Annotated in this window: 17 protein-coding genes; 8 read left to right on the top strand and 9 right to left on the bottom strand. The window is 55.5% G+C overall.

Annotated elements, in window-relative coordinates; genetic code table 11:
- Positions 1-523: 523 nt before the first annotated feature.
- The 6 genes from PFY00_RS03980 (at position 524) to PFY00_RS03955 (ending at position 4391) form a co-directional block, all read left to right on the top strand.
- A complete protein-coding gene (locus tag PFY00_RS03980) occupies positions 524-1138 on the top strand; it encodes a ribonuclease D (RefSeq protein WP_271431206.1) in 615 nt (204 codons plus the stop codon).
- A gap of 31 nt (positions 1139-1169) precedes the next feature.
- The gene (gene lptC, locus PFY00_RS03975; RefSeq protein WP_271431205.1) at positions 1170-1775 is read left to right on the top strand and encodes an LPS export ABC transporter periplasmic protein LptC; all 606 of its coding nucleotides are present in this window, start codon (positions 1170-1172) and stop codon (positions 1773-1775) included.
- A 6-nt stretch (positions 1776-1781) separates the two neighbouring features.
- Positions 1782-2294, top strand: a complete 513-nt coding sequence (gene lptA, locus PFY00_RS03970) for a lipopolysaccharide transport periplasmic protein LptA (protein WP_271431204.1) — start codon at positions 1782-1784, stop codon at positions 2292-2294.
- A 2-nt stretch (positions 2295-2296) separates the two neighbouring features.
- The gene (lptB, locus tag PFY00_RS03965; protein ID WP_271431203.1) at positions 2297-3055 is read left to right on the top strand and encodes an LPS export ABC transporter ATP-binding protein; all 759 of its coding nucleotides are present in this window, start codon (positions 2297-2299) and stop codon (positions 3053-3055) included.
- Between the two features lie 258 nt (positions 3056-3313).
- The gene (gene hpf / locus PFY00_RS03960) at positions 3314-3877 is read left to right on the top strand and encodes a ribosome hibernation-promoting factor, HPF/YfiA family (RefSeq protein WP_271431202.1); all 564 of its coding nucleotides are present in this window, start codon (positions 3314-3316) and stop codon (positions 3875-3877) included.
- Between the two features lie 49 nt (positions 3878-3926).
- Entirely contained in the window at positions 3927-4391 is a 465-nt protein-coding gene (locus PFY00_RS03955) for a PTS sugar transporter subunit IIA (RefSeq protein WP_271431201.1), read from the top strand.
- Between the two features lie 75 nt (positions 4392-4466).
- On the opposite strand, the gene PFY00_RS03950 is transcribed toward PFY00_RS03955, so the two are convergent.
- The 8 genes from PFY00_RS03950 to cysQ all read right to left on the bottom strand — a co-directional run bounded on the left by PFY00_RS03950 (position 4467) and on the right by cysQ (position 13909).
- Positions 4467-5897: a sulfotransferase family 2 domain-containing protein gene (locus PFY00_RS03950; protein ID WP_271431200.1), complete on the bottom strand. Its 1431-nt coding sequence runs from the start codon at positions 5895-5897 to the stop codon at positions 4467-4469.
- Between the two features lie 9 nt (positions 5898-5906).
- The gene (locus PFY00_RS03945) at positions 5907-7607 is read right to left on the bottom strand and encodes a DUF5927 domain-containing protein (protein WP_271431199.1); all 1701 of its coding nucleotides are present in this window, start codon (positions 7605-7607) and stop codon (positions 5907-5909) included.
- Complete coding sequence (locus tag PFY00_RS03940) at positions 7604-8614, bottom strand: glycosyltransferase family 2 protein (protein ID WP_271431198.1); 1011 nt, start codon at positions 8612-8614, stop codon at positions 7604-7606. Before PFY00_RS03940 ends, PFY00_RS03945 begins: the two co-directional genes overlap by 4 nt.
- Before the next feature lie 50 nt (positions 8615-8664).
- A complete protein-coding gene (locus PFY00_RS03935) occupies positions 8665-9786 on the bottom strand; it encodes a glycosyltransferase family 4 protein (RefSeq protein WP_271431197.1) in 1122 nt (373 codons plus the stop codon).
- Positions 9787-9850: 64 nt separating this feature from the next.
- Entirely contained in the window at positions 9851-10834 is a 984-nt protein-coding gene (gene galE, locus PFY00_RS03930; RefSeq protein ID WP_271431196.1) for a UDP-glucose 4-epimerase GalE, read from the bottom strand.
- Positions 10835-10839: 5 nt separating this feature from the next.
- Positions 10840-11736, bottom strand: coding sequence for a UTP--glucose-1-phosphate uridylyltransferase GalU (gene galU, locus PFY00_RS03925; RefSeq protein WP_271431195.1), 897 nt, complete (start codon positions 11734-11736; stop codon positions 10840-10842).
- A 124-nt stretch (positions 11737-11860) separates the two neighbouring features.
- On the bottom strand, positions 11861-13108 hold the full coding sequence (locus tag PFY00_RS03920) for a glycosyltransferase family 2 protein (protein WP_271431194.1): 1248 nt from the start codon (positions 13106-13108) through the stop codon (positions 11861-11863).
- 3 nt (positions 13109-13111) lie between these two features.
- Positions 13112-13909 (bottom strand): 3'(2'),5'-bisphosphate nucleotidase CysQ, encoded by a 798-nt coding sequence (gene cysQ, locus PFY00_RS03915; RefSeq protein ID WP_271431193.1) that lies wholly within the window; start codon positions 13907-13909, stop codon positions 13112-13114.
- A 131-nt stretch (positions 13910-14040) separates the two neighbouring features.
- On the opposite strand from cysQ, the gene PFY00_RS03910 reads away from it, so the two are divergent.
- Positions 14041-14871: an ABC transporter permease gene (locus PFY00_RS03910; protein WP_271431192.1), complete on the top strand. Its 831-nt coding sequence runs from the start codon at positions 14041-14043 to the stop codon at positions 14869-14871.
- Positions 14872-14978: 107 nt separating this feature from the next.
- Positions 14979-15608 (top strand): SH3 domain-containing protein, encoded by a 630-nt coding sequence (locus PFY00_RS03905; protein WP_271431191.1) that lies wholly within the window; start codon positions 14979-14981, stop codon positions 15606-15608.
- A gap of 230 nt (positions 15609-15838) precedes the next feature.
- On the opposite strand, the gene PFY00_RS03900 is transcribed toward PFY00_RS03905, so the two are convergent.
- The gene (locus tag PFY00_RS03900) at positions 15839-16432 is read right to left on the bottom strand and encodes an alpha-ketoglutarate-dependent dioxygenase AlkB family protein (RefSeq protein WP_271431456.1); all 594 of its coding nucleotides are present in this window, start codon (positions 16430-16432) and stop codon (positions 15839-15841) included.
- Between the last annotated feature and the right edge of the window lie 184 nt (positions 16433-16616).

Raw genomic sequence — 16616 nt, 5'->3', positions numbered from 1 at the left:
AATCAGCAAAAGGGACCGAGAAACAATATCGCACTGCACAACCAAAAATTGTTTCTAAATCGAGAACAATCCTATTGATAATCATTGCCGTACTCATTTCTATTCTATTGTACTACTGTAATGGACCCAAAATCGCCAAATTTACCCAATGGTTTAGAAACAATCCCGCTTCGGAGTATCCGCCAAAAACAATTGGATATGAGTTGGCTTTTCCAACAATCGACAAAGCTCTACGGCTGACTCTAATTCGCGTCAATCGCGCAACGCTCCTTTCGAAAGAGAACAATTTTAGGCAGACTCGCTTTGCTCACGAAATGTTTCAAAGGCAGTTTTCGCGTGAAAGTGCCTGCCCGAATCGGGACGGGCTTTTGCCAGAGGTTTGCCATATTTCGGCCCATTTCCGCCCAATTCTCAGAATCAGCCAGCTTAAATGAGGCAATCGTGACACTTTGCCGATGTTGAAAGACTTTCCGCACACCGATATGTCCAGCACTACTGCCAGCCAATCAAAGGACAGCACCGAATGACCAACCACCTGTACCAAGGCGATCTTCCGGATGACCTGGACCTTGGCCCTGTTGTGGCTATCGATTGTGAAACCATGGGCCTGCACCCGCATCGCGACCGGCTGTGTGTGGTGCAGCTGTCTGGTGGTGACGGCAATGCCCATCTGGTTCAGATCGCCAAAGGTCAAACTGCGGCGCCAAATCTTGCCCGTTTGCTCGAAAATCCGGATGTGCTGAAACTGTTTCACTACGGACGTTTTGATATCGCTGCCATGTACAACACCTTCGGCGCGCTTGCTGCGCCAGTGTACTGCACCAAGATCGCGAGCCGTCTTGTCCGGACCTACACCGACCGTCACGGGCTAAAGGCGCTGACACAGGAACTGCTGAGCGTAGACATTTCCAAACAGCAGCAATCCAGCGACTGGGGTGCTGAAGAGCTGACCACGGCCCAGCAGGACTACGCGGCCTCGGACGTTCTTCACCTGCACCGTCTGCGCGACGAGTTGAACAGAATGCTGGCGCGCGAAGACCGTACTGAACTTGCGCAAGCCTGTTTCGACTTCCTGCCGACACGCGCCAAACTCGATCTGGCGGGCTGGCCGGATATCGATATCTTTGCCCATGCCTGACACCCTGACCACAGCAGGATCGGTTTAGCCTATGGCGCGCGCCGAGGGTCTTTATTCGCGCGTCGTCGCATGGCTCAAGATAATTTTGCCTTTGGCTGCGCTGGCCCTGCTTTCGACATTGTTCCTGTTGTCGCGCAGCGGCGATCCGATGATGGACACCCCGTTTGCCGAGGCGTTGGCCAGCGGTGAAACGGTACAACAAAAAGTAAGCGCGCCGTATTTTGCTGGAACAACAAGGCGCGGCGAGATGCTGATCATGACGGCCGAAAGTGCGCGGCCCGGTCTGGATGGAAAAATCCATGCCAACAGTCTCGAAGCGACGCTAACCCAAAGCAATGGCGCGACCATTCAATTGAATGCACCAGAGGCGACGCTGCGCGATGGCCAGCAAGAAGCCCTTTTGGAAGGCGGCGTGCGCATCGAAAGCTCAACCGGCTATGTTGTCGTGACCGACGGACTGATTTCAGAGTTCAACGAAACCCGGGCGCGCACCACCGGCCCGGTCAAGGGCACTGCACCATTCGGCACGCTAGATGCTGGTGGACTGCAAATTTCCCCCGCAGAGACCGAGGGGGATGTGCTATTGCTTTTCACTGACGGTGTGAAACTGATATACGAGCCAAAACCAAAAGAGTGACCCGCAATGATCCGTGCCCTTCTGTTGTCAACCATTCTGGCCGTTGCCGCAGCGACAGCCCCATCTGAAACCGCCGCTCAGGGCGCGCAGGTTTCCTTTGGTTCCATGCAGCAAGACACCAGCGCCCCGGTTGAAGTCACTGCGGATTCGCTGTCTGTAAACCAATCCAACGGCACGGCGCTCTATCAGGGGAATGTCGTTATCGCGCAGGGCGATATGCGTCTGGCTGCACCCCGGGTTCTGGTTGTCTATTCCGAGCAGGCCGGGCGTATCGAACGGCTCGAGGCGACAGGCGGTGTTGTACTGGTCAGCGGCGAAGAAGCGGCCGAGGCCGAACGCGCTGACTATAACATCGAGGCCGGTACCGTTGTGATGTCCGGCAATGTCTTGCTTACGCAGGGGCCCAACGCATTGACGGCCGAGCGAATGACTGTGAATCTGGAGACAGGTTCGGCGCAAATGTCGGGCCGCGTAAAAACAGTGCTGCAGCAGCAGGACGAAGAGCAGACCGGTAACTAGTTATGGCACGTCCGCAACTCACCGTGACCGAAGGGTCCAGTGGCCTTCAGGTCATTCACCTGCGCAAAAGCTATCGCAAACGCGTGGTGATCCGCGACGTTTCGATGAGCTTGGAACGCGGTGAGGTGGTTGCGCTGCTCGGACCGAACGGATCCGGCAAGACCACGTCTTTTTATGCAATCGCTGGCCTTTTGAACCCGGAAGGTGGGCAGGTTCTGATCGACGGGCGCGACGCAACCTATCTGCCCATGTATCGACGGGCACGACTCGGAATCGGATATCTGCCGCAGGAAATGTCGATCTTTCGCGGCCTGACCGTCGAAGACAACATCGCTGCTGTGCTTGATATCGCCGAAAAAGACAGCCATCGCCGCCGCGAACGGCTCGAAGAACTGCTGGGCGAGTTCTCGATCGAACACCTACGCCGCGCGCCGGCGCTGGCCCTGTCCGGCGGGGAACGCCGCCGCGTCGAAATTGCGCGCTGCCTCGCGGCTGATCCAAAGTACCTGCTTTTGGACGAACCGTTTGCGGGTGTTGACCCAATCAGTGTCGGCGACATTCGTCACTTGGTGTCAGATCTCAAAAAACGCGGAATCGGCGTTTTGATCACTGATCACAACGTCCGTGAGACTCTCGAAATCGTGGATCGCGCCTACATTCTGCACGATGGGCGCGTGCTGATGTCAGGCACGCCAGAAGAAGTTGTGCAAAACGAAAACGTGCGCCGCGTTTATCTGGGTGACAACTTTCGGTTTGGGTAACTGACGCGTCAACGTCGCTTTTTCCAAACCGGGTATTGCAAAATTTTCTGCGCCTTTCGATTGACAGCCCCCCCTTTTGTCGCCTCAAATAGGGTATGACAATGCGCATCGATGCAGTTTTGCCAGATGCTACCTCTTCTTTAAGGGGCGGATCAGAACAACCTGCACCCGCGCTGCGTTACCCCTGACCATAAGCGATACAACACACGCCCTGGCGTGATTTCTGTGTTGCCCGGTTATAGAAAAAAGGACCATTTCATGCGCTATCAGATCTCGGGAAAGCAAATCGACATCGGCGACGCACTGCAGACGCACGTTCAGGACGAACTTGGGGCGGTCTTGCAAAAGTATTCTCAGCGACCAACCGACGCCACTGTCGTCTTTTCCAAGAGCGGGCACGAATTTGTTTGCGAGGTGAATGTTCACCTGTCCAGCGGCCTAACCGCAGCAGCCAAAGCCCATGCGCATGAAATTTACGCGGCCTTCGACGGTTGCGCTGAAAAAATGGACAAACAGCTCCGACGCTACAAACGAAGGCTGAAAGATCACCACAAGGACCGAACGGAACCGGTTGAACTTTTCGGGGCCTCCTCTTATATCCTCGCCTCAGATGAAGGGGCTGACAGCCCCGAACCGGAATCACTTCAGCCGATCATCGTCGCCGAGATGGAAACACAAATCCCATCTCTGACCGTAGGTGAGGCTGTGATGCAGATGGAACTGGCGGGTGCCCCGGTTCTCGTCTTCCGGAATGAAAAGAAGGATGGCGTGAACGTCGTATATCGACGTGACGATGGGAACATTGGCTGGATCGATCCTTAAGGGCTGCGCATGCGGCTCGCGGGTCGCACGCCTGTAGGACATGCAACAGATGAAGTTCAGTGATCTTTTGAAGCCTGAGGCCGTCAAGGTTCTTGGCGCGGTATCAAGCAAGAAGCGCTTGATGCATGACATCGCAGATCTGGCCGAGGCAGCCCATGGGCTGTCCGCCGCTCCATTGGTCGAAGCATTGATGGAGCGGGAATCGCTCGGCCCAACCGGTGTTGGACATGGCGTTGCCTTGCCCCATGCGCGGATTGCCGGTTTGGAAGAGGTGCTCGGCGTCTTTATTCAAATCGAGAAACCAATCGATTTCGAAGCCGTTGATCGCCAGCCTGTTGATCTGATCTTTGCTTTGTTTGCGCCGGAAAATGCTGGCGTTGAACACCTCAAGGCATTGGCGCTGGTATCCCGAACGCTTCGCAACACAGGTCTGTGCACAAAGCTGCGTGCCAATGCTGATGCGGGAACGCTCTATACCATCATCACGGAAACGGAAGACGTTCAGGCGGCCTGATCGACCAACCGTCCAAACCCTTTTGAACCGCGCTGGCAATAATTCTGGCGCGGTTTTTCGTTGGATGTGTCCGGGTCACGCCCAGTCGTCAAAACCAAACATCAGATAGTCACGCAGATAGGCTTCGCGACCCAACGCCTCGATCTGATCGTCATAGATTTCGGCAAGCGAGAACGGAGCCTTGTTTGGCACAGCTTCGGGATCTGGTGGCCCATCATGTCCGACCTGCATGGCCAAGGCGGGCAAATAGGATGCCATCTCGTCTTCTCGAATGATCATATCCGGCAAAGTAAACTCGGACATACCCTGCAAGCACTGCGCCTGCGTTGCCCAATGCCCATCGACCCGCACAGCAGTCTGTCCCTGTAGGTTCGCCTTGCAGAACGCCAAAAAGGCGGTAAAGGCCGCGCGATGCGCGTTAACGTCATAGTCGGGACCGGGCTCGCCCTCGGGAATAGGGAAATTGTGGGCCCGTCGCAGGGTCTTGCGGATGCCCAGAAAACTGCCCTTTTGCGTGGTCAGGATCTTTGAGCAAAACGCCTCATGCGCCCGAGCCAAGGGGTGCCGCACGACAGTGAAACTGCGATGACCCGGCCGTTCGCGTTTCCATGCGCGTAGTGTGTTCTGGCTGAAATCACTGACCAGCGCCTTGCCATCCACGCCGTCCAGCGCGCACATCCAGCGCCGGACTGCCTGTTCAGGGCCCGACCGGATCGGCATATACAGCAAAGGTGTCTTTGCAGCCGCCAGATAACCCGGGACAACCGGCCCCCGCCGCGGTTCAAAATTCGGTGTGCGTGACAGGTTAAACCGATCAAGACGTGTCAGCGCCTTTTCCATGTCACCAAAATTCGAAACTTTTTCCGATATCGGTTCCGGGTTCTGTCGTTTCAATGCTGTGTTCAGGCTGTCGAGCTGCGAAGAAACACCCAGCCAGCGTGCCAAACCATTCATGACATCGACGTCCTGCAGATCTTCGTAGGCGACGTAAAATGCAGTTTGGCCGGTGGTCTGAAGGCTATTCAGCAGTTTGACCTGAAAGGCCTGCAACGCGGTCAAATGCTCTTCAAACTCAGCCGCATCGAACTGAGCCTGGCTTTCCTTGCGACGTTTGACATTGGTCAGTTTCCACTGCCCCGTGGCCTGCGCGATTTTCCAGCTGATGTAACTATCAACAGGGTTCCGCGTCAGGACAATTTTGCCGATGCGATGATCAGCAAGCAGCGCGTCCAAGACCCTTGGATCATGATCATGAAAGAACCGAAACCCACCAATCCCGCCTGGAGTCGCCTTGCGGATTTGCCCCAAAAGCCGCGAAGGATCGCGGTCACGTTCGTCTTGCGTTATTCCAAGAATATCCTCGGAATTGGGATACCCGATAAAATGCGGGTTAAACGCCTCACCGTGACAAGTGATCCCATCGAATGCATTCAGGTTCGCCTCAAGAAAATTGGACCCGGTCCGCATTTCGGCAAAGACGACAAAACAATCAAATTCCTGCGGCATTGAAAGGCCCTATTTCTTGACCAGGTAGGGTTTGCGTTGCGCGCCCTGCGCGCTTCTTGGGATTGGGTCGACCGGAAAATCACCCATGAGATAAGGGTGCATACCCTGGTTCTTGAGGTTCTGGAGGAACCTACCAAAGCCGGTCAGGTCTTCCAGTCGCGGGGCTTCTGCCAAACGGCGTGTACTCTTCTGGCCAATTTCGTCGATGATCACCTGCAAAGGTTCCATAGGCGCTTCGATGAACTCGGCCATTGTCCAGATCCGCACCCGCGCCTTGACGTCCGGACTGCGCAACTCATCCAGCATCTTGTTTTCGATTTTCTGCAGCAATGCAGCCTGTGCACGAATATCCGCAAAATTCGCGTTCGACTTGAACAACGCGACGGCCCAGGCGCCGGATATCACACTGATCTGGGCGTTTGGATCAATGGCCATGTGCGGGTTGATCTTTGGATTGTCACGCGGCCCGTATTGAAAACACTGTCGTTCCCCGCGCGTGTTCCACAGCAAATTGGTCAAAAACCCTTTTGGGTTTCCGTCACGCAGTTTGGCATTGTCACTCAGCGCGCCGTTGATGACGGCTTGGCCGCCAGCAAATTCCGCCCGTTCCGGTGCAAACAGGTGTCCGTGAACTTGTGCGCCCGTGGCCCGGGACAGCCAGCTCTCAAAATCTTGGAAAAGCTCTGAAAACCCTTGAAACACCGAATACTTGCCGGCTGTAACACCGTTTTCCCAGCCCAAATTGGGGAAACGGCTCTGCATATAAAGACCCGACCGGCCGCGTGTTCTTCGATCGACCGCCTTGGCAAAGATGCGGTCAATCTTGCCCGGGTTGGGTTCTTGCCGTGACAAGGCCGCTTCGGAATCGGTCAGGAACGCGTGATACAACCGATCCGCGTTTGGCCAAATCTTGCGGGCGACAAAACAATCAGACCGACGCAGCAGCTGCAGATGGTCATCGTAGAAAATGTGCGGTTTACCCTGAAAGTCGAACTTGGACAGCGTCAGAGAACGGCTTTCGATATTGGTTGAATACAGTCTTGATAGCGTTTGAAAATAGGATTCATCGGGAATCCACACGCGCTTGAAATAGGCGTCATATTTTGCACGCTCCGGATCCTGCAGGACCGCCGAAAGCGTTTGACGCGTCAGGCACCACCATTGGCTGCCCATGTGCGGCACGATCCCCTTGGGGATCCGGCGTTTCAAGCGCATGTTGCGCTGAATCTCGACGAATTTGTCGAACAAGTACCGGTTTTTGCGCCACGAAAACGGAAAGTAGAGTGTGAAGCGTTCATGGTCGAGACCACCAACGGTCCACGGCACATCTGCTGTGGTTGCGCTTTCGATGAAATCCGTGCGGGGACGTTCAGCCAGATATTCAACCAGTTCTTCCACCGGCCGCAAAGGCAAACAGGACCCTGAGGCCAAATAGACGTGGCGTACTTCTTCAAACCGATCGAGCATCATTTCCGATGCATCCTGGCTGGCCGCGACCAGACCCCACGTGCCCCATTCACAGCGATGGCGCTTGGAGAAAAGAACGCCGGGCAAATCCGCAAGGTCCGCAACAAAGGTGTCGTAGGCCTGCTTTGAGACCATCTTGTCCACGTGGATCACCACAGGGCATCCGGCTGTTGCCCAATGCCGGGCCACTTGCTGCGCCCGATGCAGCGCGGTGTGAACCAGCATGACGATCCCGACGCTCATGCCCAGTTCCCTTTTGACATCAGTCCCAAGATCTCAAGCTGCCGCCAATTGATGTACTTCTCCGACCACTTGCACCAGAGTTCCGGGTTGTCCTTGATCCCGTCGGCATAGGCCAGATATTCCCGGCTCGCGCCGTAATGCTGTTTGCGTTCCAATTCCTCTGCAGCTTTTTCAGGAAAAACATTCAGGAATTTTGTGTGCAGCAAGATGCCGCTGGCCTTCTCACCACCCCACTCGTCGTAGACGAGGTTCAAACCGCGTGGCAGCAGATTGTGTGTTGAACTTACGTAGGCGTATCGCCGGTCCCATTTGACCAATGGAATTTTATTTAGCGCAGGGGCTAGATCTGGCTTGTCGGCAAAGAACATGCGGGCCCTCGGGCCACCCTGAATCCAGAGGTTTCCGAATTGGGGGTTTTTGCGGATCGTGTAATTTCCAGAATCAAACCATGAAATCGTATCGAGAGGGTTTTTCCCGATCTCATAGGTCTGATGATCAATGCGCCCCTTCGGATACATATCCAGAAGCATGGCAGAGAAACTTTTGATCGACGAGGCATCCAGCCAATCTGTCAAAGCGCGTAACGGTCGCGTGTCACAGAAAGGATAGAGGAACAGTTCATCCGGGTCGACAGTCAGGCACCAATGCCCATGGCCGTATCGCATAAGCAGCCAGTTCATCCAATCGACGCCAAAGCGTGAACGTTTGTAGCTGGACTGCGTGGTCCAGATGGAAACGTCTGGCTGACTTGCAAGGTAATCCAGCGACCCATCGTTGCTGTCGTTGTCGACGAACAGGAAATGGTTCACGCCCATGTTCCGGTAGTAGTCAAGGAACCAAGGCAGCCGCACACCTTCGTTGCGCTGGGTGCACATCAACAGGATGTCGGTTTTACGGATGTCCGCAGTTCGATTGGCAACAGGGTTCAGTTCACGGCGTTTGCGGAACGCACGGATGCGCCAGCGTCGCCGTTGCAATCGCAACCTATATGCCTGCCATACGCCCAATTGCGCCCCCTAGATGGCCGCTTACACGACTCTCGTACGCCCGCCTCGTATCAAACCAGCCTTAATACCGTCTTGAAATGCGCTTCCCATGTCGGGACAGCCGCACCTTTGCGAAGCCGGATTTTGGCCAATGTTTGTTCCTGTTTAAGCACTTTTATCTTTGCGGTCCAAAGGTAAAGATCATCTGCGCTGGCATAAACGGGAATATTTCCCAGAATTTCACGGTAGATGGGCAAGTCATTGCAGATCACCGGAACACCCAGTGCCGCCGCTTCTGCCGGAGGCAGACCGTAACCTTCAGCCAGACTAGGAAACAACGCAGCAACGCTCTGCTGCATCAAGCCAACGATCTGACCATCTGTCAGCCCGTTCAATTCATGAACACGAGATGGCTTTTGATCCAGCCGAGCAAAGACCGCGTCGTTGTTCCAGCCACGGCTTCCGCAGATCAGCAAATGAGCGTCTTCGATTTCAGGCCAAATATCCAACAGCAGCTCGTGGTTCTTGCGCGGCTCAATTGTGCCCAGACACACGAAAAAGGGCTGCCCTGTCCAGGGGCCCTCAGGCGGCGAGCCGGCGTCCGGCATATCCACTCCGAGATGGGCAACGGCAGTTTGCGGAGAAAGAGGTGCAAGATGCCGCAAAACGTCTGCCTCTGTTTGATCCGAGTTGCAGATCAAAAGGTCAGCGGATCGCCCAGCGCGCTGCAGAAACATCCGAAACTGATCATCATTCCCCGGGCGTTGATACTGCGGGTAGTCCAACGGGATCGTGTCATGCACAAAGACGGCAACCCGGGCGTCCTGCACGCTTTTCACTGCGCTCAGCACCCTGTCTGTCAGGTTGCTGTGACCGGTGTTCAGGTAGCAAGTCCCAGAAGGCACGTGTTTGCGAAGCATCCTGCCCAGCCGAAGCGGCAGACATCGATCAAGGCAATGACGTCTCAGATGACTTTCCGCCCTGGCCCGTGCATCGTGCATACCGCGTTTGATACCAGACAGACGATCAGCGGGGCCAAAGGAAGCATCCGGGAATGCATTCAGGAAATGCTCGCAGCCCTGTCTATCAAGCAGAATGTAACCGAAAGCACTTCGTACCAAGCCAAAGAGCATTTCCGGTTCAGCAACCAGTCGTCTGAGATAGGCAAATTCAACCCGGTCAACGCCGGTCATAGGCCGCCCTGCCCGACGCGTCAGGCGCGTCAGATCCAGCAGGCGCGCGGCCGGGGGTGAATGACTATTTTTCGTAGTGCCCATTCAAATGCCAACGCCACGCATCTTCGATCATCATGGCCATCGAAGACCGCCCCGGTACCCAACCCAACTCTTTTTCAGCGCGCGTCGATCCGGACACCAGCTTGGTCGCATCGCCGGCCCTTCGCGGGCCGATGGAGTGCGGTACCTCGCGATTGGTCACTGTACGGGACGCTTCGACAACTTCTCTGACAGAAAACCCTTTGCCTGTGCCCAGATTGAACACGGTGCTTGGCTTACCATCCTTCAACCACGCCAGCCCAAGAAGATGGGCGTCAACCAGATCGCAAACATGCACGTAGTCCCGAATGCAGGTGCCATCCGGGGTGTCGTAGTCATCCCCATGAATGGTCAACGCCGGGCGCTTGCCATCGATTGCCTCAAGCATAACCGGAATCAGGTGGGTTTCGGGTCGGTGGTATTCCCCGACTTCAGCTTCGGGATCGCAGCCGGCTACGTTGAAATAACGGAAGATCACATGACGCAGACCGTATGCCGCTTCAAAGTCGCGCAGGATATTTTCAACCGCTCGCTTGGATGCGCCATAGGCGTTCAAGGGCTCTTGTGGTGTGCCTTCGTCCAACACGACGTTGTCGTGTTCGCCATATGTGGCGCAGGTCGAAGAGAAAACGAAATCAAGGCATCCGGCGTCCGCCGCCGCTTCGATCAGCGTCAAAGAACCTTCGACGTTGTTGCGCCAATAAAGACCCGGCTTGGCCATCGCTTCGCCCACTTGGCTCAGGGCTGCAAAATGCATGACGGCGACGGGCTGCCATTTGGCAAAGACTTCATCCAAACGCGCGCGATCTGTCAGGTCACCCTGCTCAAACGGGCCAAACTTCACCGCATCCTGCCAACCTGTGCTGAGGTTGTCATAGGTGACGGGTGTATATCCGGCTGCGCGCAACGCCTTACAGGCGTGGCTGCCGATATAGCCCGCCCCGCCTGTCACAAGCACGTTCTTCATAGGGATTACTCGGCCGCTTTTCGGGAGGCGACGATTTCGTTCAGGTATCCTTCGAGGTCATCACGCAGGTCGTCACGCGCCAGACCAAAGGCAACTGTCGCCTGAAGGAACCCGGCCTTCGATCCACAGTCGAAACGCTGGCCACGGAAGCGGTATCCATAGACACCGTCGCCTTCGCCGCCAATTTCGCGCGCGATCGCATCTGTCAGCTGGATTTCTCCGCCAGCGCCCGACTTGATCTGGTTCAGATGACGGAAGATATTTGGCGACAGAATGTAACGTCCGATAACGGCCAGATTGGATGGTGCTGTTCCTTCGGCAGGCTTTTCAACCATGCCTTTGACAGAGACCATCGAACCCATGTCGTTGTCGACATCCAGAATACCATAGCTCGAGGCTTTGTTTGCGGGCACTTCCATCGCCGCAACCATCGAACCACCGGTTTCTTCATAAGCTTCGACCATCTGCTGCAAGCACGGCTTTTCAGCTGCGATAACATCGTCAGGCAGCATGACCGCAAATGGTTCGTTGTGGATCAGGCGACGGGCACACCAGACCGCGTGACCAAGACCCAAGGCCCGGTGCTGTCGGATATAGGCAATCTCGCCCGAGTCCATGTTGGTATTCTTGAGCGTTTCAAGCAGCTCTTCCTTGCCCTTTTTCTTGAGCTCCTGCTCAAGCTGCGGGGCGTGATCAAAGTAGTCCTCCAGCGCGCCTTTGCCGCGCGAGGTTACAAAGATGAATTCCTTGATGCCCGCAGCGCGGGCCTCATCGATGGCGTATTGAACCAACGGGCGGTCCACCAACGTCATGATTTCCTTCGGAACAGATTTCGTGGCCGGCAGGAACCGTGTTCCCATACCCGCAACCGGAAAAATTGCTTTTGTTACCTTCTTACCCATGACCCTGCTCCTTTTATGTTTTCCAAACATATCGCACGAACTATGCGTTTTCACTAGACTATGCCGATCAGTGTCGGCGCTACGTTAGGCCATCTTGCAACAGGTTGGCCTGACAAGGATTAAACTAGCGATGGAATTCGTTTGAATCATGGCCCCTAACGGGTGAAATGCGGACACATTCGGATAGGAAACGTGTCGAAATTCTCCAAAATTGGAATTTCGCGCCGCTTCTTTCGCTCTGTCCCCACAGACCGCCGTTCTGTTCCCAGTATCCGTCTTCGGTGAATCGCACCCAATGCTTCCGAGGTGACGGGCCGAACAGGAATAGAGTCGCGACAGATCCGCTGGCGACCAGCTCGGCCGCTTGCTTACGCAAAGACTTGGCCTGCCAGATGCGCCCTTTTAGACAGACATGTTTCGCACCCGGCTTTGCCTGAAAGCTACGAAAACCCTCAGAAGCGCGCGGCAAGGGAGCAAGACCCTGCAATTCACGTGCTGCGCCCTCGGCTTTCCCTCGATTGAGCCCCCGCAAAAGGCGTAGAACGTCGTCTGCGCCCAAAGGTCCGCGCTGCATGAAACTCAGCAATCGCAGCCGTTGTTCGTTGCGAAACCGCTTCCAGGCTCTCTTTTGAAGTTTCTCGTCCGTGTACTTGCGCAGAAACACCATCTTGGAAGCACCAATCTGCCTCAGATCCGTCGGTGTTCGATCGGATGAGCGCCGCGCGCTTGCCTGATAACCGTGGTGCACCTGTGCGAGAGGAACCAGCGCCACCGTTTGCCCGGCCAGAGCCAAACGCATGTTCAGGTCCGTTTCATCCAGAAAAAACGCGTAAGCAGGATCAAATCCGCCCATCTCAGCCAAGAGATCGCGCCGGACGGCCATATTGGTGCCTTCGGTCTTGATTGCCCGCCCTTCCGGTGGGCTCAGCAGAACAGGGTCCATACCCTCAAGAGGCAAAGGTTTGGCTTCGCCAGTTCCGTCGACGGTTCTGGCCGTCCACTGATAGGATATGCCGTTTCGCCCAATCACATATCCGCCGGTCGCAGCAACTTCGGCCGTCTGGAACGGCGCCACAAGGTGTGTCAGCCACAGCGGTTCCGGCACAGCATCATCGTCTATGAAGGCAACAATTTCACCGGCAGCGGAACCAATACCCAGATTGCGGGCTTCGGAAATATTGGGTTTGTCAAACGGGAGTTGCTTGACCTGCTCTGCAAAAGGAGAGGATTGCACCGCTGCAATACCGTCTGGGCACGCCACCACGACGACCTCAACGGCATCGTAGTTTAGCTGGGCAAGTCCTGCCAAACAGCGCGTCAGCGCCTGCGGTCTGCCTCGGCTGACCACGACGACGCTGACGGGTAGTGTCATGGCTCAGGCCTCTTTCAGATCCACACCCGGCGCGTAGGCAATAAAGAACGGATTTGCGAAACCGGCTTTGCCATAAACAAGCGGTGTGTGATCATCAAAACGTACGACGTGTCCACCTGCACCGGCCAGAACGGCATGACCGGCAGCGGTGTCCCATTCCATGGTTCTGCCAACACGCGGATACAAATCCGCCTCGCCGGTTGCGACCAGGCAAAACTTTAGGGACGATCCCGCGCTCTTGCTATCCTTGACGTTGTATTTGCCGATGTAGTCATCGGTCGCCTGATCGCGGTGGGATTTGGACGCTACAATCATCAACGCGTCATTGTTCGGTTCGCTGACGCGGATCGGTTGGGTTTCACCCGCCTCCGCAGCATCGAAAGGCCCGGTCTCTTCTACAGAGTGTCCAACGCTGTCCGTATAGAACATACGCTGCTTTGCCGGGGCGTAGACCACACCGCGGGTTGGCACCCCATCTTCGACCAGTGCGATGTTTACCGTAAAATCACCGCGGCGATTGATGAATTCCTTGGTTCCATCCAGCGGATCAACAATCAAGAAACGCTCAGCGCTGATTTCGTGGCTGTCCGCCTGTTCTTCTGTGACAAGAGCCACATCCGGAAAGGCCGCGCGCAAACCGGCAGAAATCAGTGCGTCGGCCGCTTCGTCCGCTTCGGTGACGGGGCTCGCGTCTGACTTCACTTTCACGTCGAAATCATCAGAGTTGTAAATCTCCATGATCTTGTCACCGGCTTCGATGGCAAGACGACGGATTACAGGAATAAGATCGGAATAATTCACCCAAGGCTCCTTTCCACGGCTCAATGCGCGGATTCATTGATTTGAAAACCTGCCAGCCTTATGGTGCCAAAGACAACAAACGGCAAGCAAGCCGCAAAAGCACGAAACCGAAGAATATCGGAGCAGGCAGTATGTTTCATGTGACCAAGCCGCGCGGTCGGCTCGGATCAGCGCTCTACATAGGAGAGTTGATCTACCACAATTCCGTACGCGCCGTTCGCAAGACGCATGGCAATGCCTTTATGGCGATCTTTATGAACATGCTTCAGACGATTATCTTCGTGCTGGCGTTCTACTTTATGTTCCTGATCCTCGGGCTGCGCGGCGTCGCGATCCGCGGGGATTTCATGATCTACATCATGACGGGCGTCTTCCTGTACATGACGCACACCAAAACCCTGTCGGCCGTTGTCAGCTCCGAAGGGCCCGCCAGTCCGATGATGCAGCACGCCCCTATGAACACGGCCATTTCGATCGCCGCCGCAATGCTGAGCACACTCTACATTCAATTCCTGTCGTTGTTCGCGATCCTGTTCGTCTACGACGTGGCCTTCAATCCATTCGTAATGCAGGAAATCAATGATCCCATTGGCTGCATCGCCATGGTGATTTTGGCATGGTTTTCCGGCGCAGCGATTGGAATGGTCTTTCTGGCTGTAAAGCCTTGGTTCCCGACCCAGGTCAGCATCATTTCGACCGTGTACCAAAGGGCGAACATGATCGCCTCGGGCAAGATGTTCGTGGCCAATACTCTGCCCAGTTACATGCTGGTCATGTTTGATTGGAACCCGCTCTTTCACGCCATCGACCAATCGCGCGGATATGCCTTCGTGAACTACAACCCGCGCAATTCCGATTGGGAATACGCGCTTTATCTGTCTTTGGTGCTGATCATGATTGGTCTGATGGGCGAATTCTATACCCGCAAACATGCCTCTGCATCCTGGGGCGCGCGCCGCTGAACCCCTGCTTGGCAAAGCAGGGTATCCCGTAGTTGCCAGCTTAGCCTGAGGACCATAGCCTGTTTCCATTATTCGCGACCTTGCCGCCAACTGATTGGAACCAAGCCATGCTGAGATTTGTGATTGCCATTGTTTTGACCGCCAATACCGCCTTGGCAGGCGGGCATTTCGATGCCGCGCCTTTGCCCGCCTTGTTCAATGTCGTCGATGTTGCTTCTGACGACGTTCTGAACGTCCGGCAGCAGCCAACCGCCAAATCACCAATCATCAGTGAACTGGCCTACGATCAAACCTATGTCGAAGTGATCGAAGTCACCGAAAACGGCCGCTGGGGCCGCGTTGGCACTGGCGAAAGCGGCATGGGTTGGGTCTACATGCGTTACATGGCCGCCGTGCCCAATGGCTCGTTTCCTGACTGGCCCGCCATGCGCTGCAACGGCAGCGAAGCGCCTTGGATGTTCACTTTCGAGCAAGGCGGCGAAGCAATCTATCGTCAGTCCTACGAAGAAGGAATGCGGCTTCAGGCCTCTGCATTGCGCAAAGGGTCTGAAAGCTTTCTGGCTTGGGGGATGGCCGCGCGCGGCCCGAATGTCACTGTCACGGCTTCGATCAGGCAGCTTCAGTGCGACAGCACTATGATTGACGACACATCAGGCTTTCAGGGCGTTATAGTTGCGGCTTTTGCCGATGGGACAACGTATACACACTCAGGATGCTGCTCACTGGTAGCGCCGTGATCTGCTAAAAAACCGTCCACGGCAAAACGGTCATTTCGCCGGATGGACCGCGGCTGATGGAAGGGCGTCTCGGCTAATTGACTGGCAAGGGCACTAAGCTCTGCCAGTCATTGTTTCAAAACGTCACCCTAGATCCGAGCAGGGTTCAGCTGCATTCGCAAACAACACCCTGCGTCAGATCACCCAGACCACGGATCATGGGCCCGGTGCCTGCATCATGGCGCGACAGATCAGGTCACGACACGCAGTGTCAAATTGATCCTGCCACCCTTGGACAACAAGGTAGAGGATCCAAAACGGATACGATCCACCCCATGAAACCGCAGCCGTGCATCGCCGCCCATGACAACGACATCGCCTGATCGCAGCCAAACAGATTCCGTCTTGCCACCCCGTTCCACATTGCCCATTCGAAACAGCGCGTCATCTCCAAGCGAGATAGACAGCACAGGGCAGTCAAAGTCTGCTTCGTCCCGATCCTGATGCAGGCCCATTCGCGCATCTTCGCTGTACCAGTTGATCAAACAGCATTCCGGTTCGCGCGGGCAATTGGCCAAAGCGTACCAGGCGTCCATAACGCGGTCAGGAATTGCAGGCCAATGCATCCCTTGGGGATGCACTTTTGAATAGCGATACCCCTTCCGATCCGTGATCCAGCCATATTTACCTGCCGCGCTCATACGGACAGACATTTTGTGCCCTCTTGGCGTTATCGGCTGAAACAGTGGCGCTTTGGTGAGCACCTGGCGCAAATCTGCAACCAATGCGCGTTGGTCCTCTGCCGAAAACCAGCCAGGATGAATACGAAAACCACGTAAATGCAGCGTCTCGGGGCCCCAATCGGGTATTTTCGCGTCATTTGTCAAAAACCCATCCCTCCCGGCGCTTGCAGCGGACCTGACCCCTCCTTATATACCCTCCGAACGCGCCGGACAGCTTTCCTGCTCGGCACTTCGCTATCGGGGCGGGATGCCGTAATGGGTCCGCTGCCTCGGGACATCGCCTTAA

Origin of the sequence: Thalassococcus lentus, from assembly GCF_028023555.1 — a bacterium.
In the GTDB taxonomy this organism is placed as follows: domain Bacteria; phylum Pseudomonadota; class Alphaproteobacteria; order Rhodobacterales; family Rhodobacteraceae; genus Thalassococcus_A; species Thalassococcus_A lentus.
This window is presented reverse-complemented; position numbering and strand designations above follow the sequence as displayed.